A 23,770-nucleotide genomic window follows, 5' to 3' on the forward strand; every position below is an offset into this window, starting at 1 on the left:
TGGGGCGGCGCCCGGCGGTCATGTGAAACCGCCTGACGCCGCCCGGCTTACGCGCGCTTCCCGGCCTCGGCTTGCGCGCTCATCCGCGCTTTCAGCGCCTGCAACTCGTCGGTGAATGCCGGGCTGAAGTCTTCAGCCTCGAACAGCGGGCGGATCTCGATATCGGAGTCGCCGGGCATCGGGTTCGGGCAGCGCTTCACCCATTCGACCGCTTCTTCCATCGATTTCACCTGCCACAGCCAGAAGCCGGCGACGAGTTCCTTGGTTTCCGCGAACGGGCCGTCGATGACGGTGCGGTTCTTGCCGGCAAAGTGCACGCGCTTGCCGCGCATGCTCGGATGCAGCCCGTCGGCGGCGAGCAGGATGCCGGCTTCTGCCAGTTCTTCGTTGAACCGGCCCATCGCGGCGATCATTTCAGGGTCGGGCATCCGGCCGGATTCGGAATCGGCGGTGGCCTTGACGATTACCAGGACGCGCATGGTCGTATCTCCTTGAAAGGGAATGAAGGGGCGCCGCCGGCCGCGCCGACGGCAAAACGATCGGTTACGACAACACGACGCGCGGCAACGACGCGAATCGACATCGAGCCCGGCGAAGTTTCGATGACGCGTGCACCGGCGGGCCCTGGCGCGGAGCCCGCCACCAAAACTGGTATGCTGATCCTCACCACGTTCACGCGGAGGGTGCCATGGCTGCTAAAGAAGTCTCGAAGAAGAAGTACCTGAAAATCCTGAACAAACGCCTGCGCGCGGAGCCGGCGGCCCCGGCTGGCGCGTCGTTTGTCTTTTTCCCGCTGGGCGCGAAGGCGAAGAACGCGACGGGTGTCGTGTCCGGCGACGCGCGCAGCAAGCGCGAACTGGCGGTGATGGCCGCGGTTCAACGCAAGGCGGCCGAAGAGTTCGTCGTCGCCTGACAGGAACCTGCTGCACCGCCGTCGGCCTGCCGCCTCCGCGGCTCACGCGGCGGCGGCCTCGCAATGCGCGATCGCGCCGGCGAGCACGCGCGGGATGTCGTGCGTGATGGCCGGGCCGTGCATCGGCAGGATGACGTCGAGGTCGAGCGCCTGGATCCGGCGCAGCGCGCTCGCCATGTGCGTGAGCGACGGCAGGTAGTCCGAGCGCCGGATCGAATCGAGGATGGCCGGCAGCGGGTCGTCGGCGGCTTCGTCGCCGAAGCGCATCAGGATGTCCGACGACAGCAGCGCCTTGTACGCCGGCAAATACACCACGAGCGCATCCCATTGATGGACATGCTTCGTGAAGATCGGCACGACGTCGATGCCGGAGATCGTCGTCGGCTCGCCGTCCTTCAGCGGCTTCGCGCGCACGCCGAAGATATCGGCCAGGCCGTGCGTGCAGATCGGATGCGCATAAGCGATAAGTGCCGGATTGGCCGCGAGGAAGTCGGGCAGTGCGCCCATCTCGTCGACTTCGAAATGCGGGACGATCACGCTGCTCACCATCGACGGCGTGATGCCGACGGTCGCGAGGCTCGCGCTCAGTTGCGGAAAATTGGAACGCGTGCCCGTTTCGATGCAGACGACGTCGCCGCCGGGCGACCGGACGAAGAACTGGCTGAAGCCGAGCTTCAGCTTGTCGATATAAGTCGTTGCGCGAAACAGGCCGCTGCGGATTTCTTCGATACGGGCGTTGTCCATCGATGCGATCCTTGCGCGGGCAGTGGGGGCGGGCACCACAGTCGCGCGATCGCCGCGATGCACCGGGGGCGCGCGACACGGTGCCTCGATGCAGTCTAGCAGCGCCGGTCCAGGCGCGAATCCTGTCAATTCACGCAGCAGCCGGCACGGTGCTGAACGTCATGCCGGCCGGAAAGCACGCCCGGGTCGATTCGGCGCTCAGGACACCTTGTCCGCTGCCGCTGCATACCGGCCACCGCCGCCTGCTTCGTCGCCCGCCGCGAGCTGCTCCAGCGCGAGGCCCTTCGTCTCGATCCCGAGCGTCCACACGGCGATCGCGGCCGCGATGAACGACAGCGCGCCGAGCGTGAACACGCCGCCCTGGCCGAACACGGGCAGCACGACACCGACCACGTAAGGCCCGATCAGCGAACCGACGCGCCCGATCGCCGACGCGAAGCCCGAGCCCGTCGCGCGCGCGCCGGTGCCGTAGAGCTCGGGCGTGTACGTGTACAGCGCGGCCCACATCCCGAACAGGAAGAACTGCATCGCGAGGCCGGTGCCGATCAGCAGCGTCATGCTGCCGCCGTACAGCGCGCTCTGGCCGTATGCGTACGCCATCGCGCCGCCACCGATCAGCGACGCGATACAGGTCGGCTTGCGTCCCCAGCGTTCGACGAGCCACGCGGCGCACAGGAAGCCCGGCACGCCGCCGAGCGAGATCAGCACCGTGTAGAACACCGATTTCGTGACCTCGAAGCCGGCCTGCTGCAGCAGCGCGCCGAGCCACGACGTGAGGCCGTAGAAGCCGAGCAGCGCGAAGAACCACAGCAGCCACACCATCACCGTGCGACGGCGGTACGCGCCGCTCCAGATCTCGCGCAGCGCGCCGCGCCCGCGTGCGGCGACCGGCTCGGCGAGCCGCGACGGCGGCGGCAGCGTCGTCACGCCGGCCGAGCGCATCACCTTCGCCTCGATCGTGTGCATCACCGTGTCGGCTTCCGTGTGCCGGCCCGCATGCTCGAGCCAGCGCGGCGATTCCGGCACGATGCGGCGCACGACGAGTACGAACACGGCGGGAATCGCGAGCAGCGCGAACACCGTGCGCCAGCCGAACTGCGGCAGCACGAAATACGCGACGATGCCGGCCGTGATGAAGCCGAGCGGCCAGAAGCCGTCCATCAGCGCGATCAGGCGGCCGCGCTTCTCGGTCGGCACGAATTCGGACAGCAGCGTCTGCGCGACCGGGAATTCCATCCCCATCCCGATCCCGAGCAGCACGCGGTAGACGATCAGCGCGTCGACGCTCTGCGCGGTCGAGCACAGGTAGGAGGCCGCGCCCCACAGCACCATGCTCCACTGGAACACGGGCCGGCGGCCGAAGCGGTCGGCCAGCAGGCCGGCGACGGCCGCACCGAGCACCATCCCGAAGAAGCTCGCGCTCGCGACGAGGCCGGCGGCCGCGGTCGACAAGCCGAACTCCTTGCGGATCGAGCCGAGCACGAACGTCATCGTGCCGAGGTCGACCGAGTCGAAGAAGAACGCGATCGCGATGATGAAGAAGATCCGCTTGTGATAGCCGGAGAACGGCAGGCGTTCGAGCCGGGCGGCGGCGGAGGCGGGAGCGGTGGCGGCGGGCATGGCGTCCTCTGAAATGAAAAGGGGCCGTGAAGCGCGTGCTTCGCGACCCCGATGCTTCGTCTTCAGTAGACGCGACCACAAAATGCCGCATCAGAGGAAAAGCGCCGCCTGCTTGCCCAAATGCGTCATGGGCAGGCGGCGCGCGATGCGTCAGTTCTTCAGCTTGTAGCCGGTGCGGAACATCCACGCGACGATCGCCAGCAGGATCACGAGGAACAGCCCGGTCGCGGCGAGGCTGATCCACACGTGCACGTCGGCGATCCCGTAGAACGACCAGCGGAAGCCGCTGACCAGGTAGACGATCGGGTTGAACAGCGTGATGACGCGCCACGCGGGCGGCAGCATGTCGACCGAGTAGAAGCTGCCGCCGAGGAACGTGAGCGGCGTGATGATCAGCAGCGGCACGAGCTGCAGCTTCTCGAAGCTGTCGGCCCAGATGCCGATCACGAAGCCGAACAGGCTGAACGTGACCGCCGTCAGCACGAGGAACAGCACCATCCAGAACGGATGCAGGATGTGCAGCGGCACGAACAGGCCGGCCGTGGCGAGGATGATCACGCCGAGCAGGATCGACTTCGACGCGGCCGCGCCCACGTACGCGATCACGATCTCCCAGTACGACACGGGCGCGGAGAGGATCTCGTAGATCGTGCCCGTGAAGCGTGGGAAGTAGATGCCGAACGACGCGTTCGAGATGCTCTGCGACAGCAGCGACAGCATCACGAGCCCCGGCACGATGAACGAGCCGTAGCCGATGCCGTTCACGTCGCTGATGCGCGAGCCGATCGCGGAGCCGAACACCACGAAATACAGCGACGTCGAGATCACCGGCGCGATGATGCTCTGCATCAGCGTGCGGCGCGTGCGGGCCATTTCGGCGCGGTAGATCGCGCGGATTCCATGCAGGTTCATGCGTCAGGCTCCTTGCTGCACGCCGTTGCGGCGGTTGTCGATCAGGCTGACGAAAATGTCCTCGAGCGAGCTCTGCGTCGTATGCAGGTCGCGGAAGCCGATGCCGGCCGAGCCGAGCGCGTTGATCAGCGTCGCGATGCTCGCGTCGTCGCGCTGCGAGTCGTACGTGTAGACGAGCGCGGCGCCGTCGTCCGCGCGTTCGAGGCCGAACGGCGCGAGCGCGGGCGGCACGTCCGCGAGCGGGTGCTCGAGTTGCACGGTGAGCTGCTTCTTGCCGAGCTTGCGCATCAGCTCGTGCTTCTCCTCGACGAGCACGAGCTCGCCGCCGAGGATGATGCCGATCCGGTCGGCCATTTCCTCGGCTTCCTCGATGTAGTGCGTGGTCAGCAGGATCGTCACGCCGCTTTCGCGCAGCGAATCGACGAGCTTCCACATGTCGCGGCGCAGCTCGACGTCGACGCCGGCGGTCGGTTCGTCGAGGAACAGGATGCGCGGCTCGTGCGACAGCGCCTTCGCGATCATCACGCGTCGCTTCATGCCGCCCGACAGCGTCATCAGCTTGTTGTCGCGCTTGTCCCACAGCGACAGCGCCTTCAGCGTCTTCTCGATATGCGCGGGATCGGGCGCCTTGCCGAACAGGCCGCGGCTGAACGACACGGTCGCCCAGACGGTTTCGAACGCGTCGGTCGTCAGTTCCTGCGGCACGAGGCCGATCATTTCGCGGGCTGCGCGGTAGTGATCGCGGATGTCGTGGCCGCCGACCGTCACGCGGCCTGAGGTCGGCGTGACGATGCCGCAGATCGAGCCGATCAGCGTCGTCTTGCCGGCGCCGTTCGGCCCGAGCAACGCGAAGATCTCGCCGGGGCGGATGTCGAGGGTCACGTGCTTCAGCGCCTGGAAGCCGGACGCGTAAGTCTTGGAGAGGTCGGAGACGGAAAGGATCGGTTGCATGCTGACGGATGGCACGGCCGGCCGGCGCGACGGCGTGCGCCGCGCGTGCCCGGCGTCGCCGCCGCTGCGAAGCGGCCGGGACCGGGGACGGCATGGCGAACGGGCGTCATGTCGAACGGCGTTGTGGTGCGGGATCGCGGGATCGCCATATTAGCAATCGATAGATGGAAATGCATTCTTGTGGAAAGGGCGTGCGTTGCCGGTGTCGGATTGGCGCGAATTGACGGCGCATCGCTCAATTACGTCGGGCTTTATTTGTGCTGCACGAACAATGAGTGCCGTCTTCGGCGACCCGGGCCGCGATCGCCTTTCCGCCCGGCGGCGGCGCGGCCGGCCGGCCGACTGTGCCGCCCGAAGGCCGTCGCGCCGTACCGGGACGGCGTGCGCCGCGCTCGCGATAATGCGTTCCTTTCATCGTTCACGGAGCGGAGCGCATGTCTTTGATCGATTTCAAATCCGTGGCGGCGGCACAGGCCGTCGCGTGGAAATCCACGATCGTCGGCGAGGTCGGGCCGGCCAGGATCAAGGTGCTGCGCATGGACGCGCAGGCTTACGAAGCGGAAGTGCACGACTACAACGAGGGGCTGCTGGTGCTCGACGGCCGGATGATGCTCGAGGTCGGGGGCGAGACGATCGTCGTCGAGGCCGGGCAGATGTACCTGGCGCTTGCCGGCACGCTTCACGCGGTGCTGCCGGGCAGCCACGGCACGCTCGCGATCATCGACGTGTAAGGTTGCGCCGCAGCATGCAGGCGGATCTTCGAGGGCCGGCAGGCAAGGCAGAGCGCGGATTGGCCGTGGTTATTCAAACGCGTGTTATACGGGCCATGTATTTGTCTGAGCAAATAAATTGAAGGCTGTTTGAAAATCTGTCAAATCCCCTGCACACACTAGGATTGCGCGGTTTCTGCCGTTTGGAACTCTGCATCCATTTACTTGTAGGTATCGTCCGATCATAGTCTCGACAAACGACGCATCACGATAACGAATCAAGCGTACGGATGGAGACCAATTGATGAGACGCCTATCCGCGGGGCCAGTCGGACTGCCGTTTCCCGTTTTTTCGCTGAATGCAGGCGCGATGCAGGTCGCGTGCCTGCGTTGTCATATCGCCGTGTAGCGGCGAACCACTTCCCGTTTCGATTGTTCTCACGGCGCCGTGCCGCATGACGGCGCCGCGGGAGAGCGCTTGTCTGCCGCCGCGGCGCGTGCCGCATTTGCCTGACCGGCATCGCGGTGGCCATGCGCGCACCGTCATGCGCCGCGCGTTCGTGCGGCGGCGCGATACCAACCGGCGGGCCATGCAGCCTGTCCGGACGAGACTTGTCGTACCTGAATAGGAGGGGTTGATGATTTGCATTCCTGAATTGCGGAAAGCGATCCTGTCGTGCGCGGTAATCGCTTTGCCGTTCGTCGCCGGTTGCGGCGGCGGCGACGATCCGGGGCCCATCAACGTGCCGCAGTGCTCGGGAAGCGCGTGCGGGCCGAGCGGCTCCATCACGACGCCGCCCGTCGTCACGAAGCTGTGCCCGGACGCGCTCGATTACACGACGACCTATACGGGCGGCGCAGGCAGCGGCGAGTATGTGAAGGTGAAGTTCGACTCGACGAAGATGACCTACCAGATGCAGTTCATCGAATCGTCGGTGCCGACATCGGGGGGGCAGGTCAACAACACGCGCGCAGGCATGACGATCAGCGGCGCGTTCCATCATCCGACCAATCTCCCGACCGCCGAGCAGAACCGCTGTGCGGCCGTGCTCGACAGCGGCGCAACGAGCGACGGCGCGTATGCGGTGACGATCAACCGCGCGGATCCGCCGATGCTGTTCATCGGCAATGGCGTGGTGGGGGGCGGGATTCCGGGGGCGACGATTGCGTTCAAGGGCCTCGAGCCGATTCCGGGACTGGTACTGGGCATGGTGCCGTCACGCACGTTCGATTTTTATCCTTTCATTGGTTTCATCGAAACGGAAACCGACTTCACGAAGGTCGCGGGCAACTACAACGAGGTCGGCATTCACCTGTCGCCGGTCGGCTCCAACTATCAGAATTTTCTGGGGCCCGTCGGCTGGCAACCCGACGTGATCAACTGGAACCAGACGTTCAACGCGGATGGATCATGCACGATCACGTCGGGCAGCGACTACTCGTGTCAGACCACCGGAACGCCATGGACGTTGCGCAAGAACGCGGATGGATCGGCCGATAATGTCTTCGTGAGCAATGCGAAGGCCAGTGCACTCGGCGCGGTCACCTATCCGTTTGCCGGACAGGGGTCGGCCATCGTGATTCTGTCTCCCAGCCAGGCGAAGGGCATCATGATCGTCGGCAAGCTGAATGGCGTACTGGTGCCGGTCGTGATTCGTGTCGGCTACACGCATGTCGACGAGAGCAACGTCCTTGCGTCGGTTGCCGATGCCGAAGTCGGCATCTCGATGCTCTCTTCGGCCAAGGCGATCGCGGCGAATTCGATGAAGGGCGGGTACATCGGTGCGACCAGCGCGTCGGCGTGCGGCATCGTGACGTCAGCAGGCGTGACGGGCGCCACTGCGACAGTCGGCCCGAGCTTCGACGTCAATATCCCGCATCCGGACTTGCCCGGCACCTTCAACGGCATGAACTTCCTGCCGGAAGCGGGCACCTGCAACGACGGTACCGCCGTGTCGACGATGGCCGCGAACTATACGTCCACGCTGTTCCAGGGCAATACTGCGGCGTTCATCGATCCGCAGACGTCATCGGTGACCTCGCAGTTCGCGCTCGACTATACGCAGGCCACGCCCGGCAAGATCAAGGTGACTGCCACGCAGGACTTCAACGCGAAGGGAGCGAACGGCAACGTGGCGATCTTCAGCAAGGGCGACACCGGCTGGCTCGTGACGGCCGGCAACGTCTACGCGATGGTCGTCAACAACAACAAGGTCAACCCGTTCTTCACGGTCGGCGCATTCGTCCAGTAACCCTGCACTGAACACGTAACACCGGCGGCGCATGCGTCGCCGCCGGCGAATCGAATTTCAAGAGGATTCCTATGAATTTTAAACAATGGATGGCCGCGGCGTCGCTCGCGCCCGTGCTGGCCGCGTGTGGCGGAGACGGCGACCCGCCGCCCGCGCCGGTGGTCCGGCTGTGCCCGCAGACGATCGACTACAACACCGTGTTCATTGGCGGGTCCGGGTCGGGCGAGCTCGTGAAAGTGCAGCTCGACACGACGAAGATGACGTACCGGATGACCTATCTCGCTTCGCCGGTACCGAGCACCACCGGCACCGTGCAGCCGACCCGCGACACGGCACCCGCGAATGTGGTCGACGGCACGCTGGCCGACGAAACGGGCCTGCCGACCGTGAAGCTGAACCAGTGCACGTTCCGGATGCAGAACGCGAGCCTCGACCCGAGCCGGCCCGCGCGGCTGTTCCTCGGCGAAGGCGTGCTGGGCGGCGCGATTCCCGGCGCGACGATCCAGTTCAACGGCGTGATCGGCGTGGGCAAGATCCCGCAGACGACGTTCCCGTATTACCCGTTCATCAGCTTCTCGTCGCTGGAAACCGACCTGACGAAGATCGCCGGCAAGTACAACCAGCTCGGCTATCACCAGGTGCCGTCACAAAGCTTCCAGCCGGTGGCGCTCGACCAGCAGGTGACGATCAACGCGGACGGCAGCTACGTCGAGACCGACAACTTCGGCAAGAAGAACGGCGGGCAACCGCTTGCGTCGAGCGCGACCGTGAACCAGCCGTTCACGCTGCGCCCGGACGCACCGGCGTTCCAGTCGCTCAACTACCTGCCGCAGATTCCGGCGACGCTCGCGGCGGTCGATCCGGCGAAGGCTGGCAAGGGGATCCTGATCGTCGGCAAGCTGCGCAACCAGCTCGTGCCGATCTTCATCCGCACCGGTGCGGCGAATGCGGACCTGACGCAGGGCTCGCCGAGTGCGGACGACGAATCGGGCATCTCGATCCTGAGCCCGCAGACGGCGATCGCGCAAGGCTCGCAGAACGGCGAGTACACGGGTGTCGACAGTGCGTTCAACTACCGCGCGACCGCGCTCATCGGTGCGCAGGCCACGCTGCTCGATCCGTTCAATGCGTCGCAGGCCGCGCTCACCCGCGCGCTGAACCTCGATTTCACGCAGAAGGTGCCGGGCGTCGTCACGACCGTGCATGCGGATGCGGCATCGGGGCCGGCGACCGGCAAGTTCGTGTTCACCGGCGGCGTGTTCGGGTTCCTCGACATGAACGATACGAGCAATCCGTACTTCACGGTCGGCGCATTCGTGCAGTAACGCAAGCCTGGATGGAGACACGGCGGCGCCGCGCGAAAGTGCGCGGCGCCCGGACAGAATGAGAAGGAGACTTCATGAAGAAGCTGATTGTCGCGGGTGTCGTCGCAGGCGTATCGACGCTCGCATCGGCCCAGCAGGCGGGCGACAACGTCGCGACGCTGGGCTGGCTGCACATCATGCCGCAGGATTCGACCAACGGGCTCACGACGAATCTCGCCAGCATGCCGATCAACGGGCCGCTGCGCCTGCCCGGGTCGTTCACGTCACCGGGCACGAGCCTGACCGTCAACAACGCCGATACGGTCGGCCTGACGCTCACGCACTTCTTCACCGACCACATCGCGGTGACGTCGGTGCTTGGTGTGCCGCCCGAGTTCACGCTGACCGGGCACGGCACGATCAAGCCGCCCGGCCCGGCCGGTGCGCTCGGCAGCGTCAACATGGATGATCCGGCGAACCAGCCGGCCGTAAAGAACGCACGGCAGTGGAGCCCCACGATCATTCTGCAGTACTACTTCAACTCGTCGACGGCGCGGTTCCGGCCGTTCGTCGGGATCGGCGTGGCCTACAGCTGGTTCAGCAACATCGAACTGAACGGCAACTTCGCGAGGGACATCAACCAGAACCTCGGCAGCGTGCTCGCGGCCGGCGCCGGCAAGCCGGGGCCGACGTCGGTCGAGGGCAAGGCGTCGTCGTCGTTCACGCCGGTCTACAACGTCGGCGCGAGCTATGCGATCGACAAGCACTGGGGGGTGACGGCGACGCTGACCTACATGCCGCTGAAGACCTACTCGTCGCTCGTGATCAAGGCGGCCGACGGTTCGACGCTCGCCACCACGCGCACACGGCTGAAGGCCGATCCGCTGATCACGTTCGTCGGGATTTCCTACAAGTTCTGAGCCGTCCGGCGCGCATGACGCGCGCCGGCGGCTTCCTGCGACCGGCTGGCCGGACCATTCCGGCCGGGCGGTCGCGTTCCTGGCGGCATGCCGCCATTTGTGAAGAGAGGGGGCAGTTCAAATGAGCATTCGCAAAATCGTATCGCTTGTTGCTGCAGTGGCTTTCACCGCGGTTTCGGCCGCGCCTGCTTTCGCAGTGACCGTTACGCGGGCCGATGGTCAGGCCATGAATCCGAACGGGGAGCCGTTCTCCGCGACGGGGCTCACGAACCTCAGCAAGGGATCGATCAGTGCAACCTGTAGCGCGACCTTCAACGGCACGATCACGTCGACCGGCATCGTCAACATCACGTCGACGACGTTCTCGGGCGCTGCGACGTGCGGGCTGATCAACGGCAGCGCCAGTAGCACGTCGCCGTGGACGGGGCAGGCCGACAGCGCGACGCAGTTGACGATCAACAACGTCAAGGTGAACGTCACGCTGCTCGGTACCTGCGGGCCGAGCAAGGTCGTGACGACGTGGAGCGATCCGAACTCGTCGCTGACGTTCAACAACGCCACGCTGACGCCGGATTGCACGGTGGGCGGCACGGTCGCGACATCGCCGAAGTTCCACGTGCAGTAAGCGTCGCGGATTGAAGCGGGTACCCGCCGCGCGCGAGGGCCGTGCGGTACGCGCGGTGGGTATTCGCGGTTTCGATGGGTTCGTGCCGTCGTGCGTATCGGCGCGGCGGCCGGATTCGTTCGGCAGAGCGGTCGCGTTTCTCGTGGAAAGCCGCCATATATCAAGAGAGAGGGTCGTACAGATGAACATTCGTCAGATCGCATCGCTTGTTGCTGCGGTGGTATTGACCGCGGTTTCGGCCGCGCCTGCATTGGCAGTGACCGTTTTACGCGTGGACGGCCAGCCGATGAATCCGAACGGCGAGCCGTTTTCCGCGTCGGGGCTGACGTCGCTCCAGAAGGGAGCGTTCAGTCCGATTAACTGTACGACGACGGTCAACGGCACCGTCACACCGACCGGCATCATCAACATCACGTCGACCCAGTTCACCGGCGGCGCATTGTGCGTGTTGTTCACCGGTAGCGCGAGCAGTGCGGCGCCATGGACGGGAAACGTGGACAGCACGACGCAAGTGTCGATCAACAACGTGAAGCTGGACATGCGGGTGCTCGGTACTTGTGGACCGAGCAAGATCACGGCGGCGTGGAGTGATGCGGACTCGCGGGTGACGCTCAACAACGCCGTGCTGACGCCGGATTGCACGGTAAACGGCTGGCTCATGACGTCGCCGAAGTTCCACGTGCAGTAAGCGTCGCGGATCGAAGCGGGTACCGGCTGCGCGCGAGGGCCGTGCGGCAGGTGCGGCGGGTATTTGCAGTTTCGATGGGCCCGTGCCGTCGTGCGTATCGGCGCGGCGGCCGGATTCGTTCGGCAGAGCGGTCGCGTTTCTCGTGGAAGGCCGCCATATATCAAGAGAGAGGGTTGTGCAGATGAAAATTCGTCAAATTTTATCGCTCGTTGCTGCGGTGACATTCACCGCGGTTTCGGCCGCGCCTGCTTTTGCAGTGACCGTTTCGCGCGTGGACGGTCAGCCGATGAATCCGAACGGCGAGCCGTTTTCCGCGACGGGGCTGACGTCGCTCGTCAAAAAGCAGATCATCGCGAACTGCTCCATGACGCTCAACGGAACGATTACGCCGGCGGGTATCGTCAATATCGTGTCGGTGCAGTTCAACGGAGGTAGCTTGTGTCAGTTGGTTAGCGGTACCGCGAGCAGCGCTTCGCCATGGACAGGGCAGGTGGACAGCGCGACACAGCTTTCGATCAACAACGCGCAGGTGGACTTCAAGCTGCTCGGAGCTTGCGAGCCGAGCAAGCTCGTGGCGGCATGGAACGATTCGAATTCGTCGCTCACGTTCAACAATGCCGACTGGACACCCGACTGCAGGTTGACCGGCACGCTCATGGCGTCGCCGAAGCTCCACGTGCAGTAAGAGCCCGCGAGTCGACGCGGGTGCCCGTTGCGCACGTGGGGGCGTGCGATACGTATGGCGGACTCCCCATTTCTCGATGTATTCGTGTCGTCGCGCGTATCGGCGCGACGGCCGGCTGACCGCCCGTGTCGCGATCCGATCCGGGCGGACAGGCAGGACTGGCGCGGCGCGGCGTGCCGCGCCGTCCGATTCGGTTGAAACAACACAATTCCAATTGGTCAGAACTATCCCGGAAGACCCATGCTTACCGATCCAGCAAAGTATGGTGATGCCCGCGGCGCGACGCCTGACCGGCTGCGCACGGCCGCGTGGTTGCAGTACCTGATCGATCATCTCGACGCTGCCGCTTGCGCAGCGATGGCGGCCGATGCCGGCGACACGACTGTCGCCGTGTCGCATGCGATACGGATGCGGACAGGCGCGAATCTGTCGCATGACGCAGCGGCCGTTCTTCACGGGCTCGCACCGTGGATCGCATCGGACGGCGGCGCCTGTGCATGCGACCTGACCGACCCGCGCGGTGCATGCTCGCATGTGCCTTCGATGCAGCAACTCGCCGAAGCCGAACGCAGTTGCCCCGGTTCGCGCGTGGTGTTCGACACCGCGCACGGTGTGATCGATGCATGTGCATTCGACGACCCCGATGTCGGCTGGGCCGCGCTCGAGCGGATTGCCCGTGGTGTCGAATGCAGCGAGGGCGATGCCGGCGCATGCACCGCACATGAAAGGGGCGCGCCGGACGACCCGCCGCCTGCGAACAACCTGAGAGAGAGGCTCGCCGTCGTCGCGGCGGCGAGTGGAGAAACGTCGGCCATGCCTGGCGCCGTCATCGACGCGATTGTGCTGCGCGTGTGCGGGCCGCGCGACGATGCATCGCGCATCGACGAGATGGCCGCGCTCGTGATGTTCTCGGCCGTGCTCGCCGCCGGCAATGGGGCCTCCATCGCCGCGTATGGAGGTCAGCACAATCTCGTTGCGCAGGCGATCCGCACGCATCGTTCCGATCTCGCGTCGGTGGACGGGCTGCTCGCGGCGTTATCTGTGTGCAGGCTGGATCAACTCGTCGGCGCGGGCAGCTTTTGGGCTTACTACCTGCTGGCGGGCATCGTGATCGCAGCACCGGACGACGCCGTGCGGGAAATCGGTCGCCGTTTTCATGGTGACGAGTGGCAGGCGTGGCTCGATCATGTGCTCGCGTGGCCGGCGGTCAGCCGCTTCGGGCCGAAGGAGGACGTCGCATTCGATCACCTGCGTGGCGCAATGAGCCTGACGTCGCGATGGAACCCGATCGTCCGCGGGAAGCGGATGCGGAAGCGGGACGGCGCAGCACCCTGATTCGGCGAACACGAGCCTATCCGAATCTTTGTGTGTGAGGCATAAACTGACGGCCAAGGAGCCACTTTATGCCACGCAAACGCAAGGAAGAAGTGACGATTGAACCGGGCAAGGGCTTGAACCTGGACCCGGAACTGATCAAGCAACTGGTACCCGGAACGCTGGATCGGGCGACGATCAACGAGCAGCTCGCCGCGCTCAAGAAGGCGATCTTCGAGCGCGCGCTGGGCGGCGAACTGACCCACCACCTGGGCTACGAGAAGGGCGAAGCCAAGCCGGTAGACCGCACGAACCATCGCAACGGCACCAGCCGCAAGCGCATCGCGACCGACGATGACCTACTCGACGTCGAGATTCCGCGCGACCGTGAAGGCACCTTTGATCCGGTGCTGATCGCCAAGGGCGAGCGACGCTTCACCGGCTTCGACGGCAAGATCATCGCGATGTACGCACGCGGCATGAGCGTGCGGGAGATTCAGGGTTTCCTGCTGGAGATGTACGGCATCGAGGTGTCGCCGGACTTCATCAGCACGGTGACCGATGCCGTGATCGACGAAGTGCGCGAATGGCAGCAGCGGCCGCTTGAGCCGATGTACCCGGTCGTGTTCTTCGATGCCTTGCGAGTCAAGATCCGCGACGAAGGCGTCGTGCGCAACAAGGCGATCTATCTGGCGCTGGGCGTACGCCGCGATGGCACGCGCGACGTGCTCGGCCTTTGGATCGAGCAGACCGAGGGGGCCAAGTTCTGGTTGCGGGTGGTGAACGACCTGAAGCTGCGCGGCGTGCAGGACATCTTGATCGCCGTGGTCGACGGCTTGAAGGGCTTCCCGGAAGCGATCAACACGGTGTTCCCGGAAACGACGGTCCAGACCTGCATCGTGCATCTGATCCGAAACTCGCTGGACTTCGCCAGCTGGAAAGACAGGAAATCGGTCGCGGCGGCGCTCAAGGAGATCTACCGGGCACCGTCGGCTGAAGCCGCCGCCGTGGCGCTAGAGGCGTTCGATACGAGCCCGTGGGGCACGAAATACCCCCCGATTGCTGCACTCTGGCGCCGGGCCTGGGATCAGGTGATTCCGTTCTATGCCTTCGCGCCTGACATCCGGAAAATTGTATATACGACCAACGCGATCGAGTCGCTGCACATGCAGCTTCGGAAGATCATCAAGGCGCGCGGTCACTTCCCGTCGGACGAGGCCGCGCTGAAGTTGATCTGGCTGGCGCTGCGCAACGTCGTTGCCAAATGGACCGGCTCCCGACACGATTGGAAGAGCGCGATGACGCAGTTTGCACTGCTTTACCCGGAACGATTCAACATTGGAGTCTGAATCTCAACCCGCCTCACACACGAAATTCCGGATACCTTCGCGAACACTGGGACAAGGCCGGTTGACGCCCGGCTTTGCCGATTCCTCTTTCGAATCGATCAGAGAGGATTCCAAACGACTCGCGCACGCGCATCCTGCGTATCCTGATTCGCGCTGACATGCCGGACCCCGTTCGCACGCGCGAACGGGCATCAGGAGGCGGCGCGCCGAGCCGTCATGCCGTCAGCGTCTACACTGGCCCTGCGCCCCTGCGCCCCTGCGCCCCTGCGCCCCTGCGCCCCTGCGCCCCTGCGCCCCTGCACCCCGCACCCCGCACCCCGCACCCCGCACCATACGCCCCACGCCCCACGCCCCACGCCAAACGCCAAACGCCAAACGCCAAACGCCAAACGCCAAACCACCCAGCCTGCCCGTGTCCCCCGATTCCGGTGCCATCGCCCGAACGCAGTATGATTCCGCAGTCGATGCCGGCGATCGCTTCGATGTCACCGCCCGCCCGCATCGCCATAGATCTGCCAAGCTTGTTGTAAGCCGGACGCAAACAGCCGCCGTGTGAGAGCGCTGCCGCGAACCTGCATCCGGACCCTCTTCATCGAAACGGTCAGTCAGATGTCAAAGCAAAGCAAGAAGATCCTCCTCCTGAGCGTCAGCGCCGGCGCCGGCCATACCCGAGCGGCCGAAGCGATCCGCGCGTTCGCCGATCACCATCCCGCCGGCATCGAAGCCACCCACCTGGACGTGATGGATTTCGTGTCCACCGGCTTCCGCAAGCTGTACACCGATCTCTACATCAAGCTCGTCAGCAGCCAGCCGGCGCTGTGGGGCTACCTGTACCAGAAGACCGACGAAGTCGATCCCGCCGCGCCGTCGCAGAAGATCCGGCGCGCGATCGAGCGGCTCAATTGCCGGAAGCTGCTCGCCGAGATCGAACGGCAGCGCCCGGATGCGATCATCTGCACGCACTTCCTGCCGGCCGAACTGCTGTCGCGCGAGATCCGCAAGGCGCGCGTCGACACGCCGGTGTGGGTGCAGGTCACCGATTTCGACCTGCACAGCATGTGGGTCGTGCCGAACATGCGCGGCTACTTCGCGGCCAACGACGAGATCGCGTGGCGCATGCATGCCCGCGGCATGGCGCCTGAAACGGTGCACGTCAGCGGCATCCCGATCATGCCGGCGTTCGGCCAGCCGCTCGATCGCGCGGCCTGCGCGGCCGAGTTCGGCCTTGATCCCGCGCGGCCAACGTTCCTGATGATGTCCGGCGGCGCGGGCCTCGGCGGGCTCGACGTGCTGGCGACGCGGCTGCTCGAGATGGATGCCGACTTCCAGCTGATCGCGCTGGCGGGCAAGAACAAGGCGATGCTCGCGTCGTTGCAGAAATTGGCCGCGCAGCATCCGGGCCGGTTGTTTCCGCAGGGTTTCACGCAGCAGGTCGAGCGCCTGATGGCCTGCGCCGACCTCGTCATCACGAAGCCGGGCGGCCTGACGACGTCCGAATGTCTCGCGATGCAGTTGCCGATGATCGTCAACTCGCCGATTCCGGGCCAGGAAGAGCGCAATGCGGATTTCCTGCTCGAACAGGGTGTCGCGCTGAAGGCGATCGACGACGACGCGCTCGTCTACCGGATCCGCGCGTTGCTGCAGACGCCGGAGCGTCTCGCCGACATGCGCCGCCGTCTCGCGCCGCTCGGCCGGCCGCTCGCCGGCCGCTTCGTGCTCGATCGCGTGCTGGGCCTGGAGCCCGCCGCATGAGCGTCGCGCGTTTTGTGCCGACGCGCCATACGTTGTTCGTCGTCGCGTGGGTCGTGCTGCTCGCGTATTTCTTCGCGAACGTGGAGATCCAGATCGAAGGCAGCGCTGGCTGGGCGGCCAACCTGCCGACGTGGCGCATCGAGCATCACTGGCTGCTCGACATCTTCTGGGGCGGGCGGCCGATGACCGGCTACCACGCGTGGGTGTTCCCGTTCGTCGCGCTGTTCTTCCACCTGCCGCCCATCTTCAACGCGCGGTGGTCGTGGCGCATCGAAGCGCGGATCGTCGCGTGCATCATGGTGTTCTGGCTGACCGAGGATTTCCTGTGGTTCGTGCTGAATCCGGCGTACGGGTTGGCCCGCTTCAATCCGGCCAACGTGCCGTGGCATATCCACTGGCTCGGCGTGGCGCCGACCGACTACTGGACCATGAGCGCGGCCGCGATCGTGCTGTTCATTCTTTCCCGCGAGCGCAAGCGCGCATTTTATTGATCCCCGACCCGACATGAAATTCGCCGTCATTGCCGCGATCACTGTCACGCTCGCTGGGCTCGTGCAGCCGGCCCACGCGGACCCGGCCTCCGAGGTGTCCGCCCGGCCGATCAAATGGGCGCAGAACGTGACCGATGCGCATGTGAACAACCTGCACCGCATCACACCGACGCTGTACCGCAGCGCCCAGCTGTCGCGCTCGGATGTGCCGGAACTGCAGAAGCTCGGCATTCGCAAGGTCATCAGCTTCCGTTCGTTTCACGCGGACGACAGCATCCTGGCCGGCACGCAGATCAAGATGCAGCGCATCCGGATCAACACCTGGGACATCCGCGACGAAGACATGGTCGCGGCGCTGAAGGCGCTGCGTACGGCCGACCAGGACGGCCCGGTGCTGATCCACTGCCAGCACGGCGCCGATCGTACCGGCCTCGTGTCGGCGTTGTACCGGATGGTGTACCAGGGCTGGACGCGCGAGCAGGCGCTCGACGAGCTGCAGCATGGCGGCTACGGGTTCCATCCGATCTGGCAGAACATCACGAACTACCTGAAGCGCGTGGACGTCGAGCGGTTGCGGCAAGAGGTCAACAACGGCTGAGCCGGAAAGGAAAAACGCCGCCGACGGGAACCGTCGGCGGCGTTTCTTTTGGGCGACCGGGCAGCACGCCCGCCGTCGTCAGACCGTCTCCGGATTGCCCCGGATAGTCAGCGCAACCCGGGGCGGTCTGATCCGCGCCTCTTTGGTGCGGAGCTGATTAACTCCAATATGTTGTGGTTGCCCAGGAAGTTTTGCCGATAAGACGCAAAATCAAGGAATTAAGTGCCTTGAGCAGAAGTGCCATTAATTCTATAATTTTGGGTGTTAACCGGCACAGAATGGAAACGGGACGCACTATGCTGGATTTAAGCTTCAGCAAGCCAAGTGAGGTCGTCAAGCGACTCTGCGAGCGCTTGCGCACCGAGCGTTTGGCGCTGGGCATGACGCAAGCCGATCTGGCCGGGCGTGCCGGCATTGCGACCAACACCGTGTCCAACCTGGAAGCCGGGCGCAATGTGGGCTTCGAGGCCGTAGTCCGGGTGGCGATGGCGCTTGGCCGAATCAAGGAGCTCGAAGGCCTGTTCCAGCCAAAGCTGGACAGCATCGAGGACATTCTGCGCTACGAGAAAACAGCCAAGCGCCTCCGTACAAGGAGGAAGTCCGGCAATGCCTGAACAAGTGAACGTCTTCTACGAGGGCTGGGGGGAGCGATGGCATTGGGGCACGCTGGTCTCTACGACCGCCCTGAGCAGTCGCCCGATGATCGCATTCGAGTACAGCAATGAAGCGAGGCAAAGGGGCTTGGAGCTGTCCTCGTACACGCTGCCGCTGGATGGTCCCAACTTGCGGCGAGATTTCCCGGACTTCCAATTGCAACTGCCGGGGCCCGTCTATGACGCCTTGCCGGACGGGTGGGGCATGCTGCTGATGGACCGCATGTTCAGGAGCCGTGGACTCACCACGGCGCGCATCGGTCCCCTGGCGCGGTTGGCCTACATCGGTGGCAATGCGATGGGGGCCATGACGTTCGAGCCCGTGGCGCCTGAAGGAGCGGCACCGGATGTCCACATCCCGCTGGAACAGCTCGCCGTTGACGTGCAGAAGGTGCTCCATGGAGAAGGTGGTGCGTTCCTGCAGACATTGCTGCTGGTGGGCGGCTCGCCCCAAGGTGCAAGGCCCAAGGCCCTGGTCTATCGCGATCCCCAAACCGGCGGGTTGACCACGGCCATCACGCCGGGCTTCGACGCCTGGCTGGTCAAGTTCCCGGCCAATGAAGAACATTCCGAGGTGTGCGCCATCGAGATGGTCTACGCCGAATGTCTGCGCAGGTGCGGCATCGAGACCCCGGACACGCAGCACTTCAGTTTGCCCAATGGGCTGGCGGCGTTTGCCAGCAAGCGCTTTGATCGCCACGATGGGTTGCGCGTCCCCATGCAGAGCCTCGCCGCCTTTACGGGTGCGGATTACCGGACGCCGGGGGCGTTGGACTACGTCAACTTCTTGCGGGCGACGCAGATGTGTACCAACGATGTGCGACAAATGGCGGTGGCCTTCGAGCGTACCGTCTTCAATGTTGCGTTCAACAACCGGGACGACCATCCGAAGAACTTCGCCTACATCATGGCGCCGGATGGTCAGTGGAGGCTGGCACCGGCTTACGACGTGACTTTCTGCGAGGGGCCTGGTGGATATCACCAGATGGACGTGATGGGTGAGGCTCTGGAGATTTCTCGCACGCACATGCTTCGGCTTGCCGAGGAGGCTGAGGTGCCCCAGGCCGTTGCCGGCATGACGATTGACGGCATTTGCGAGGTGGCCAGCCAGTTTGCAGACATTGCCGACAGCATGTACGCGTCGGTCATTACTCGAGACACCTTGCGCATGATCCAGGGCCGCATCGACCAGAACGTAGCGCTGCTACGCCAAGGACACACCGGCCGCTCTCGCCGGTGAGGATGGATCGGCATGCGAACGGTTCAGAAGTCCTCCGGCCGTTCGCCCGGTAGCGCGTATCCCGGTAGCCTCATTTCAAAACGCGTGCGCCCGCGAACGCATCCGGCCGATACGATCACATGGCGGCAAGTCGGGAGCGCGCTTCCGCGCAAGTCACCGTAAAAAAACGCCGCCGACAATCACTGTCGGCGGCGTTTTGTCAGTACACCGAAGAGCGGGCAGAACGCCCGCCGTCGTCAGACCGTCTCCGGCTGCCGCACCGCCTTCGCGACATTGCGCGCCAGCGCTCCATTCGCGACGAAATAAGGCACGTCGACGCGCGCGAGCGGCTGCTTGCCACGAATCTTGTCGGCGATCTTCTCGGCGATCATGATAGTCGGCGCATTGAGGTTGCCGGTCGTGATGATCGGCATGATCGACGCATCGACCACACGCAGCCCCTCCAGCCCGTGCACGCGGCCTTCTTCATCGACCACGGCCATGTCGTCGTAACCCATCTTGCACGAGCACGACGGATGGAACGCCGTCTCCGCGCGGGCCCGCACGAACGCGTCGAGTTCCTTGTCGCTCTTGCAGTCGGCGCCCGGGTTCAGCTCGCGGCCGCGATAGCGGTCGAGCGCAGGCTGCCGCATGATCTCGCGCGTCGCGCGGATCGCATCGCGGAACTCGCGCCAGTCGAGCGCTTCGGCCATGTAGTTGAACAGGATGCTCGGATGGTCGTTCGGATCGCGCGAGCGCAGCTTCACGCGGCCGCGGCTCGGCGAGCGCATTGAGCCCACGTGCGCCTGGAAGCCGTGCATCTCGATCGCGTTCGAGCCGTTGTAGTTGATCGCCACCGGCAGGAAGTGATACTGGATGTTCGGCCACAGATCGTCGTCGCGCGTGCGGATGAAACCGCCCGCCTCGAAGTGGTTGCTCGCGCCGAGGCCCGTGCCGTTCAGCATCCATTCGAGGCCGATCTTCGGCTGGTTCCACCACTTGAGCGCCGGATACAGCGAGACCGGTTCCTTGCACTCGTACTGGATGTACATCTCCAGGTGATCCTGCAGGTTCTGGCCGACGCCGGGCAGGTCGAGCACGACGGGAATGTCGAGTTCCTTCAGCCACGCGCCGGGGCCGACGCCCGAGCGCTGCAGCAGTTGCGGCGATGCGATCGCGCCGCTGCACACGAGCACTTCGCGGCGCGCATGCGCGCTCGCGCGCTCGCTGCCGCGCAGGTACGTGACGCCCGATGCGCGCTTGCCGTCGAACAGGATGCGATCGGCGAGCGCGTGCGTGACGATCTCGAGGTTCGGCCGTGCACGTGCCTGGTCGAGATAACCGCGTGCGGTGCTCGCGCGGCGGCCCTTCGGCGTGACGGTGCGGTCCATCGGGCCGAAGCCTTCCTGCTGATAGCCGTTCAGGTCGTCGGTGCGCGGATAACCGGCCTGCACGCCCGCGTCGACCATCGCCTCGAACAGCGGGTTCACGCCCGGCTTGCTGGTCGTGACCGACACGGGGCCGTTGCCGCCGTGATAGTCGTTCGGGCCGACATCGCGCGTCTCGGCTTTCTTGAAGTACGGCAGGCAGTCGAGATACGTCCAGTTCTCGAGACCCTTGTGCGTCGACCAGTTGTCGTAGTCGAGCGCGTTGCCGCGGATGTAGCACATCCCGTTGATCAGCGACGAGCCGCCGAGCCCCTTGCCGCGCCCGCATTCCATCCGGCGGTTGTCCATGTGCGGCTCGGGGTCGGTTTCGTACGCCCAGTTGTAGCGGCGGCCCTGCAGCGGATAGGCCAGCGCCGCCGGCATCTGCGTGCGGAAGTCGAAGCGGTAGTCGGGGCCACCCGCTTCGAGCAGCAGCACCGTGACGTCCGGATCCTCCGTCAGGCGCGTTGCGAGCACGTTGCCCGCGGAACCTGCGCCGCAGATGATGTAGTCGTATTCGCGTGTCGTCATGACGGTCAGTCTCCTTTCGTGATTCTCAAAACACCGGGTTGTAGCGGCCGAGCTCGACCTGCACCGACTTGATTCGAGTGTAGTGCTCGAGCGTCGTGATGCCGTTCTCGCGTCCGACACCGGATTGCTTGTATCCGCCAACCGGCATCTCGGCCGGCGATTCGCCCCACGTGTTGATCCAGCAGATGCCGGCTTCGAGGCGGTGGATCGTGCGGTGCGCGCGCGACAGGTTCTCGGTCACGACACCGGCTGCCAGGCCGTAGTGCGTGTCGTTCGCGCGGGCGATCACTTCGTCCTCCGATTCGAAATCGAGGATGCTCATCACCGGCCCGAAGATTTCCTCGCGGACGATCTTCATGTCGTCGCGGCAATCGCCGAACACGGTCGGCGCGACGTACTGGCCGCTGCCGAAGTGGCCGTCGGTCAGGCGCGTGCCGCCGGCGAGCAGCTTCGCGCCTTCGGCCTTGCCGCTTTCGATGAAGCCGAGCACCTTGTCGAGTTGCGCGGCCGACACAAGCGGGCCGAAGTTGGTATCGGCATCGGTCGGCTTGCCGACACGGATGCGCTTCACGCGTTCGAGCACCTTTTGCGTGAACGCGTCCTTGATCGAGCGGTGCACGAACACGCGCGTGCCGTTCGTGCAGACCTGGCCCGAGCTGAAGAAGTTGGCGGTCACTGCGATGTCGGCCGCACGGTCGAGATCCGCATCGTCGAACACGATCAGCGGCGACTTGCCGCCGAGCTCCATCGTCACTTCCTTCAGCGACGACGCGCCGGCCAGCGACATCACCTTCTTGCCCGTCTCGACGCCGCCCGTGAACGACACCTTCGCGATGTCCGGATGGCCCGTGAGCAGCGCGCCGACGGAGCCGTCGCCCTGCACGACGTTGAACACGCCGGCCGGCACGCCGGCTTCCGTATAGATTTCCGCGAGCTTCAGCGCGGTCAGCGGCGTGACTTCGCTCGGCTTGAACACCATTGCGTTGCCGGCCGCGAGCGCGGGCGCCGTCTTCCAGCAGGCGATCTGGATCGGGTAGTTCCACGCGCCGATGCCCGCGCACACGCCGAGCGGCTCGCGGCGCGTGTAGACGAACGATTCCGCGCGCAGCGGCACCTGCAGCCCTTCGATCGCGGTCGCGAGGCCCGCGTAATACTCGATCACGTCCGCGCCGGTGACGATGTCGACCGCGAGCGTCTCGCCGATCGGCTTGCCCGTGTCGCGCGTTTCGAGTGCGGCGAGCTCGTCGTTGCGCTCGCGCAGCAGGTCGACCGCGCGGCGCAGGATGCGCGAGCGCTGCATCGCGGTCATCGCGGCCCATTCGCGCTGGCCTTCCTGCGCGGACGCAACGGCACGGTCGACGTCGGCCGCGCTGGCCTGCTGCACCTGTGCGAGCAGTTCGCCGGTGGCGGGATCGAAGGTGTCGAAAGTCTTGCCGCTCGTGGCGTCGACGTAACCGCCGCCGATGTAGAGGCGCTGCAAACCGAATACGGACATGAGGATCTCCTTGAGGGCGACTGCGTGACGCGTCAGTCGGACGCGAGCAGCAGGTCGATGTAATCGTGGGCGAGCTTCAATGCAGCCCGGGTGTCGATCGGGCCGCCGGCGAGTGCGCCGCGCAGCCACAGGCCGTCGATCAGCGCGGCGAGGCCGCTGGCGGCTTCGCGCGCCTTCGCGAGCGGCAACGCCTTCGCGAATTCGGCGCACAGGTTCGAATGGAGGCGCCGCGTGTTGACGTGCTGCAGGCGCTTGAGCATCGGGTCGTGCATGCTCTGCGACCAGAACGCGAGCCACGTCTTCATCACGGGCGCGCTGACCTGCGTGTCGTCGAAGTTCGCGGCGACGATCGCGCGCAGCCGGGCACGCGGATCCTTGCGCGCCGCCACGCGGCGGCGCGTGGTGGCCGACCACAGGTCGCGCAGCACGTGCCGCATCGTCGCTTCGAGCAGGCCGTCCTTGTCGCCGAAGTAGTGGCTGACGATGCCCGTCGAGATGTTCGCGCGCTGCGCGACCGATGCAAGCGTCGTGCCGGGCAGGCCCGCTTCGTCGATCGAACGCAGCGTGGCGTCGATCAACTGTGCGCGGCGAATCTCCCGCATTCCGACTTTCGGCAT

At 65.1% G+C, this 23,770-nt stretch carries 23 protein-coding genes; 15 read left to right on the forward strand and 8 right to left on the reverse strand.

All coding sequences use genetic code 11. The features are described from left to right. Positions 1-47: 47 nt before the first annotated feature. Entirely contained in the window at positions 48-479 is a 432-nt protein-coding gene (locus ACPTTF_RS19765) for a YciI family protein (protein WP_166965326.1), read from the reverse strand. A 209-nt stretch (positions 480-688) separates the two neighbouring features. Here ACPTTF_RS19765 and ACPTTF_RS19770 point away from each other — a divergent pair, with 209 nt between their 5' ends. After that, positions 689-913, forward strand: a complete 225-nt coding sequence (locus tag ACPTTF_RS19770) for a hypothetical protein (protein ID WP_166965323.1) — start codon at positions 689-691, stop codon at positions 911-913. Positions 914-955: 42 nt separating this feature from the next. Here the strand turns inward: ACPTTF_RS19770 and ACPTTF_RS19775 are convergent, their stop codons facing one another. From ACPTTF_RS19775 to ACPTTF_RS19790, 4 genes are all read right to left on the reverse strand, one after another. Next, on the reverse strand, positions 956-1,657 hold the full coding sequence (locus ACPTTF_RS19775) for an MBL fold metallo-hydrolase (RefSeq protein ID WP_423367859.1): 702 nt from the start codon (positions 1,655-1,657) through the stop codon (positions 956-958). A gap of 198 nt (positions 1,658-1,855) precedes the next feature. Continuing rightward, positions 1,856-3,277 (reverse strand): MFS transporter, encoded by a 1,422-nt coding sequence (locus ACPTTF_RS19780; protein WP_423367860.1) that lies wholly within the window; start codon positions 3,275-3,277, stop codon positions 1,856-1,858. A gap of 150 nt (positions 3,278-3,427) precedes the next feature. After that, a complete protein-coding gene (locus ACPTTF_RS19785) occupies positions 3,428-4,189 on the reverse strand; it encodes an ABC transporter permease (RefSeq protein ID WP_069749046.1) in 762 nt (253 codons plus the stop codon). Between the two features lie 3 nt (positions 4,190-4,192). Next, the gene (locus ACPTTF_RS19790; protein ID WP_166965317.1) at positions 4,193-5,140 is read right to left on the reverse strand and encodes an ABC transporter ATP-binding protein; all 948 of its coding nucleotides are present in this window, start codon (positions 5,138-5,140) and stop codon (positions 4,193-4,195) included. A gap of 434 nt (positions 5,141-5,574) precedes the next feature. Between ACPTTF_RS19790 and ACPTTF_RS19795 the strand changes: the two genes are divergently transcribed. The 14 genes from ACPTTF_RS19795 (at position 5,575) to ACPTTF_RS19860 (ending at position 19,721) form a co-directional block, all read left to right on the forward strand. Then, the gene (locus ACPTTF_RS19795) at positions 5,575-5,871 is read left to right on the forward strand and encodes a cupin domain-containing protein (RefSeq protein ID WP_166965315.1); all 297 of its coding nucleotides are present in this window, start codon (positions 5,575-5,577) and stop codon (positions 5,869-5,871) included. 617 nt (positions 5,872-6,488) lie between these two features. Beyond that, complete coding sequence (locus tag ACPTTF_RS19800) at positions 6,489-8,102, forward strand: DUF2957 domain-containing protein (protein WP_423367861.1); 1,614 nt, start codon at positions 6,489-6,491, stop codon at positions 8,100-8,102. Positions 8,103-8,173: 71 nt separating this feature from the next. Continuing rightward, positions 8,174-9,427, forward strand: a complete 1,254-nt coding sequence (locus tag ACPTTF_RS19805; RefSeq protein WP_423367862.1) for a DUF2957 domain-containing protein — start codon at positions 8,174-8,176, stop codon at positions 9,425-9,427. Positions 9,428-9,501: 74 nt separating this feature from the next. Continuing rightward, the gene (locus ACPTTF_RS19810) at positions 9,502-10,326 is read left to right on the forward strand and encodes an OmpW/AlkL family protein (protein WP_166965309.1); all 825 of its coding nucleotides are present in this window, start codon (positions 9,502-9,504) and stop codon (positions 10,324-10,326) included. A gap of 121 nt (positions 10,327-10,447) precedes the next feature. After that, positions 10,448-10,951 (forward strand): activator protein, encoded by a 504-nt coding sequence (locus tag ACPTTF_RS19815; protein WP_423367863.1) that lies wholly within the window; start codon positions 10,448-10,450, stop codon positions 10,949-10,951. A gap of 181 nt (positions 10,952-11,132) precedes the next feature. Further along, positions 11,133-11,639 carry an activator protein gene (locus ACPTTF_RS19820; RefSeq protein ID WP_423367864.1) on the forward strand — a complete coding sequence of 169 codons (507 nt, stop codon included), beginning with the start codon at positions 11,133-11,135 and terminating at the stop codon, positions 11,637-11,639. Between the two features lie 181 nt (positions 11,640-11,820). Further along, positions 11,821-12,324 (forward strand): activator protein, encoded by a 504-nt coding sequence (locus ACPTTF_RS19825; RefSeq protein WP_423367865.1) that lies wholly within the window; start codon positions 11,821-11,823, stop codon positions 12,322-12,324. A gap of 240 nt (positions 12,325-12,564) precedes the next feature. Continuing rightward, positions 12,565-13,659, forward strand: a complete 1,095-nt coding sequence (locus ACPTTF_RS19830; protein ID WP_423367866.1) for a hypothetical protein — start codon at positions 12,565-12,567, stop codon at positions 13,657-13,659. 68 nt (positions 13,660-13,727) lie between these two features. Further along, positions 13,728-14,987 (forward strand): IS256 family transposase, encoded by a 1,260-nt coding sequence (locus tag ACPTTF_RS19835; RefSeq protein WP_423367867.1) that lies wholly within the window; start codon positions 13,728-13,730, stop codon positions 14,985-14,987. A gap of 609 nt (positions 14,988-15,596) precedes the next feature. Continuing rightward, entirely contained in the window at positions 15,597-16,739 is a 1,143-nt protein-coding gene (locus ACPTTF_RS19840) for an MGDG synthase family glycosyltransferase (protein ID WP_423367868.1), read from the forward strand. Continuing rightward, positions 16,736-17,230 (forward strand): hypothetical protein, encoded by a 495-nt coding sequence (locus ACPTTF_RS19845; RefSeq protein WP_423367869.1) that lies wholly within the window; start codon positions 16,736-16,738, stop codon positions 17,228-17,230. Before ACPTTF_RS19840 ends, ACPTTF_RS19845 begins: the two co-directional genes overlap by 4 nt. Positions 17,231-17,243: 13 nt before the next feature. Next, entirely contained in the window at positions 17,244-17,828 is a 585-nt protein-coding gene (locus ACPTTF_RS19850) for a dual specificity protein phosphatase family protein (protein WP_423367870.1), read from the forward strand. Positions 17,829-18,127: 299 nt separating this feature from the next. Continuing rightward, complete coding sequence (locus ACPTTF_RS19855; RefSeq protein WP_347814798.1) at positions 18,128-18,442, forward strand: helix-turn-helix transcriptional regulator; 315 nt, start codon at positions 18,128-18,130, stop codon at positions 18,440-18,442. Beyond that, the gene (locus tag ACPTTF_RS19860; RefSeq protein ID WP_423367871.1) at positions 18,435-19,721 is read left to right on the forward strand and encodes a type II toxin-antitoxin system HipA family toxin; all 1,287 of its coding nucleotides are present in this window, start codon (positions 18,435-18,437) and stop codon (positions 19,719-19,721) included. Before ACPTTF_RS19855 ends, ACPTTF_RS19860 begins: the two co-directional genes overlap by 8 nt. Positions 19,722-19,957: 236 nt before the next feature. Here ACPTTF_RS19860 and betA read toward each other — a convergent pair whose 3' ends face one another. Genes betA through betI form a run of 3 tightly spaced genes read right to left on the reverse strand, consistent with a single transcriptional unit; the run spans position 19,958 to position 23,770 of the window. Then, positions 19,958-21,658 (reverse strand): choline dehydrogenase, encoded by a 1,701-nt coding sequence (gene betA, locus ACPTTF_RS19865; protein ID WP_166965291.1) that lies wholly within the window; start codon positions 21,656-21,658, stop codon positions 19,958-19,960. A gap of 25 nt (positions 21,659-21,683) precedes the next feature. Then, positions 21,684-23,153, reverse strand: coding sequence for a betaine-aldehyde dehydrogenase (gene betB / locus ACPTTF_RS19870; protein WP_089448234.1), 1,470 nt, complete (start codon positions 23,151-23,153; stop codon positions 21,684-21,686). 32 nt (positions 23,154-23,185) lie between these two features. Continuing rightward, positions 23,186-23,770, reverse strand: a complete 585-nt coding sequence (betI, locus tag ACPTTF_RS19875) for a transcriptional regulator BetI (protein ID WP_166965287.1) — start codon at positions 23,768-23,770, stop codon at positions 23,186-23,188.

This window comes from Burkholderia crassaminum, assembly GCF_964265005.1.
Taxonomy (GTDB): domain Bacteria; phylum Pseudomonadota; class Gammaproteobacteria; order Burkholderiales; family Burkholderiaceae; genus Burkholderia.

Bases quoted from the DNA above. Each gene is read 5' to 3' on its own strand.
- ACPTTF_RS19805 (WP_423367862.1), top strand. From the start codon at position 8,174: ATGAATTTTAAACAATGGATGGCCGCGGCGTCGCTCGCGCCCGTGCTG.
- ACPTTF_RS19820 (WP_423367864.1), top strand. From the start codon at position 11,133: ATGAACATTCGTCAGATCGCATCGCTTGTTGCTGCGGTGGTATTGACC.
- ACPTTF_RS19795 (WP_166965315.1), top strand. From the start codon at position 5,575: ATGTCTTTGATCGATTTCAAATCCGTGGCGGCGGCACAGGCCGTCGCG.
- ACPTTF_RS19860 (WP_423367871.1), top strand. From the start codon at position 18,435: ATGCCTGAACAAGTGAACGTCTTCTACGAGGGCTGGGGGGAGCGATGG.
- ACPTTF_RS19835 (WP_423367867.1), top strand. From the start codon at position 13,728: ATGCCACGCAAACGCAAGGAAGAAGTGACGATTGAACCGGGCAAGGGC.
- ACPTTF_RS19825 (WP_423367865.1), top strand. From the start codon at position 11,821: ATGAAAATTCGTCAAATTTTATCGCTCGTTGCTGCGGTGACATTCACC.
- ACPTTF_RS19775 (WP_423367859.1), bottom strand. From the start codon at position 1,657: ATGGACAACGCCCGTATCGAAGAAATCCGCAGCGGCCTGTTTCGCGCA.
- ACPTTF_RS19810 (WP_166965309.1), top strand. From the start codon at position 9,502: ATGAAGAAGCTGATTGTCGCGGGTGTCGTCGCAGGCGTATCGACGCTC.
- ACPTTF_RS19765 (WP_166965326.1), bottom strand. From the start codon at position 479: ATGCGCGTCCTGGTAATCGTCAAGGCCACCGCCGATTCCGAATCCGGC.
- ACPTTF_RS19800 (WP_423367861.1), top strand. From the start codon at position 6,489: ATGATTTGCATTCCTGAATTGCGGAAAGCGATCCTGTCGTGCGCGGTA.
- betI (WP_166965287.1), bottom strand. From the start codon at position 23,770: ATGCCGAAAGTCGGAATGCGGGAGATTCGCCGCGCACAGTTGATCGAC.
- ACPTTF_RS19780 (WP_423367860.1), bottom strand. From the start codon at position 3,277: ATGCCCGCCGCCACCGCTCCCGCCTCCGCCGCCGCCCGGCTCGAACGC.
- ACPTTF_RS19845 (WP_423367869.1), top strand. From the start codon at position 16,736: ATGAGCGTCGCGCGTTTTGTGCCGACGCGCCATACGTTGTTCGTCGTC.
- ACPTTF_RS19840 (WP_423367868.1), top strand. From the start codon at position 15,597: ATGTCAAAGCAAAGCAAGAAGATCCTCCTCCTGAGCGTCAGCGCCGGC.
- ACPTTF_RS19830 (WP_423367866.1), top strand. From the start codon at position 12,565: ATGCTTACCGATCCAGCAAAGTATGGTGATGCCCGCGGCGCGACGCCT.
- ACPTTF_RS19785 (WP_069749046.1), bottom strand. From the start codon at position 4,189: ATGAACCTGCATGGAATCCGCGCGATCTACCGCGCCGAAATGGCCCGC.
- ACPTTF_RS19815 (WP_423367863.1), top strand. From the start codon at position 10,448: ATGAGCATTCGCAAAATCGTATCGCTTGTTGCTGCAGTGGCTTTCACC.
- ACPTTF_RS19790 (WP_166965317.1), bottom strand. From the start codon at position 5,140: ATGCAACCGATCCTTTCCGTCTCCGACCTCTCCAAGACTTACGCGTCC.
- ACPTTF_RS19850 (WP_423367870.1), top strand. From the start codon at position 17,244: ATGAAATTCGCCGTCATTGCCGCGATCACTGTCACGCTCGCTGGGCTC.
- ACPTTF_RS19770 (WP_166965323.1), top strand. From the start codon at position 689: ATGGCTGCTAAAGAAGTCTCGAAGAAGAAGTACCTGAAAATCCTGAAC.
- betB (WP_089448234.1), bottom strand. From the start codon at position 23,153: ATGTCCGTATTCGGTTTGCAGCGCCTCTACATCGGCGGCGGTTACGTC.
- betA (WP_166965291.1), bottom strand. From the start codon at position 21,658: ATGACGACACGCGAATACGACTACATCATCTGCGGCGCAGGTTCCGCG.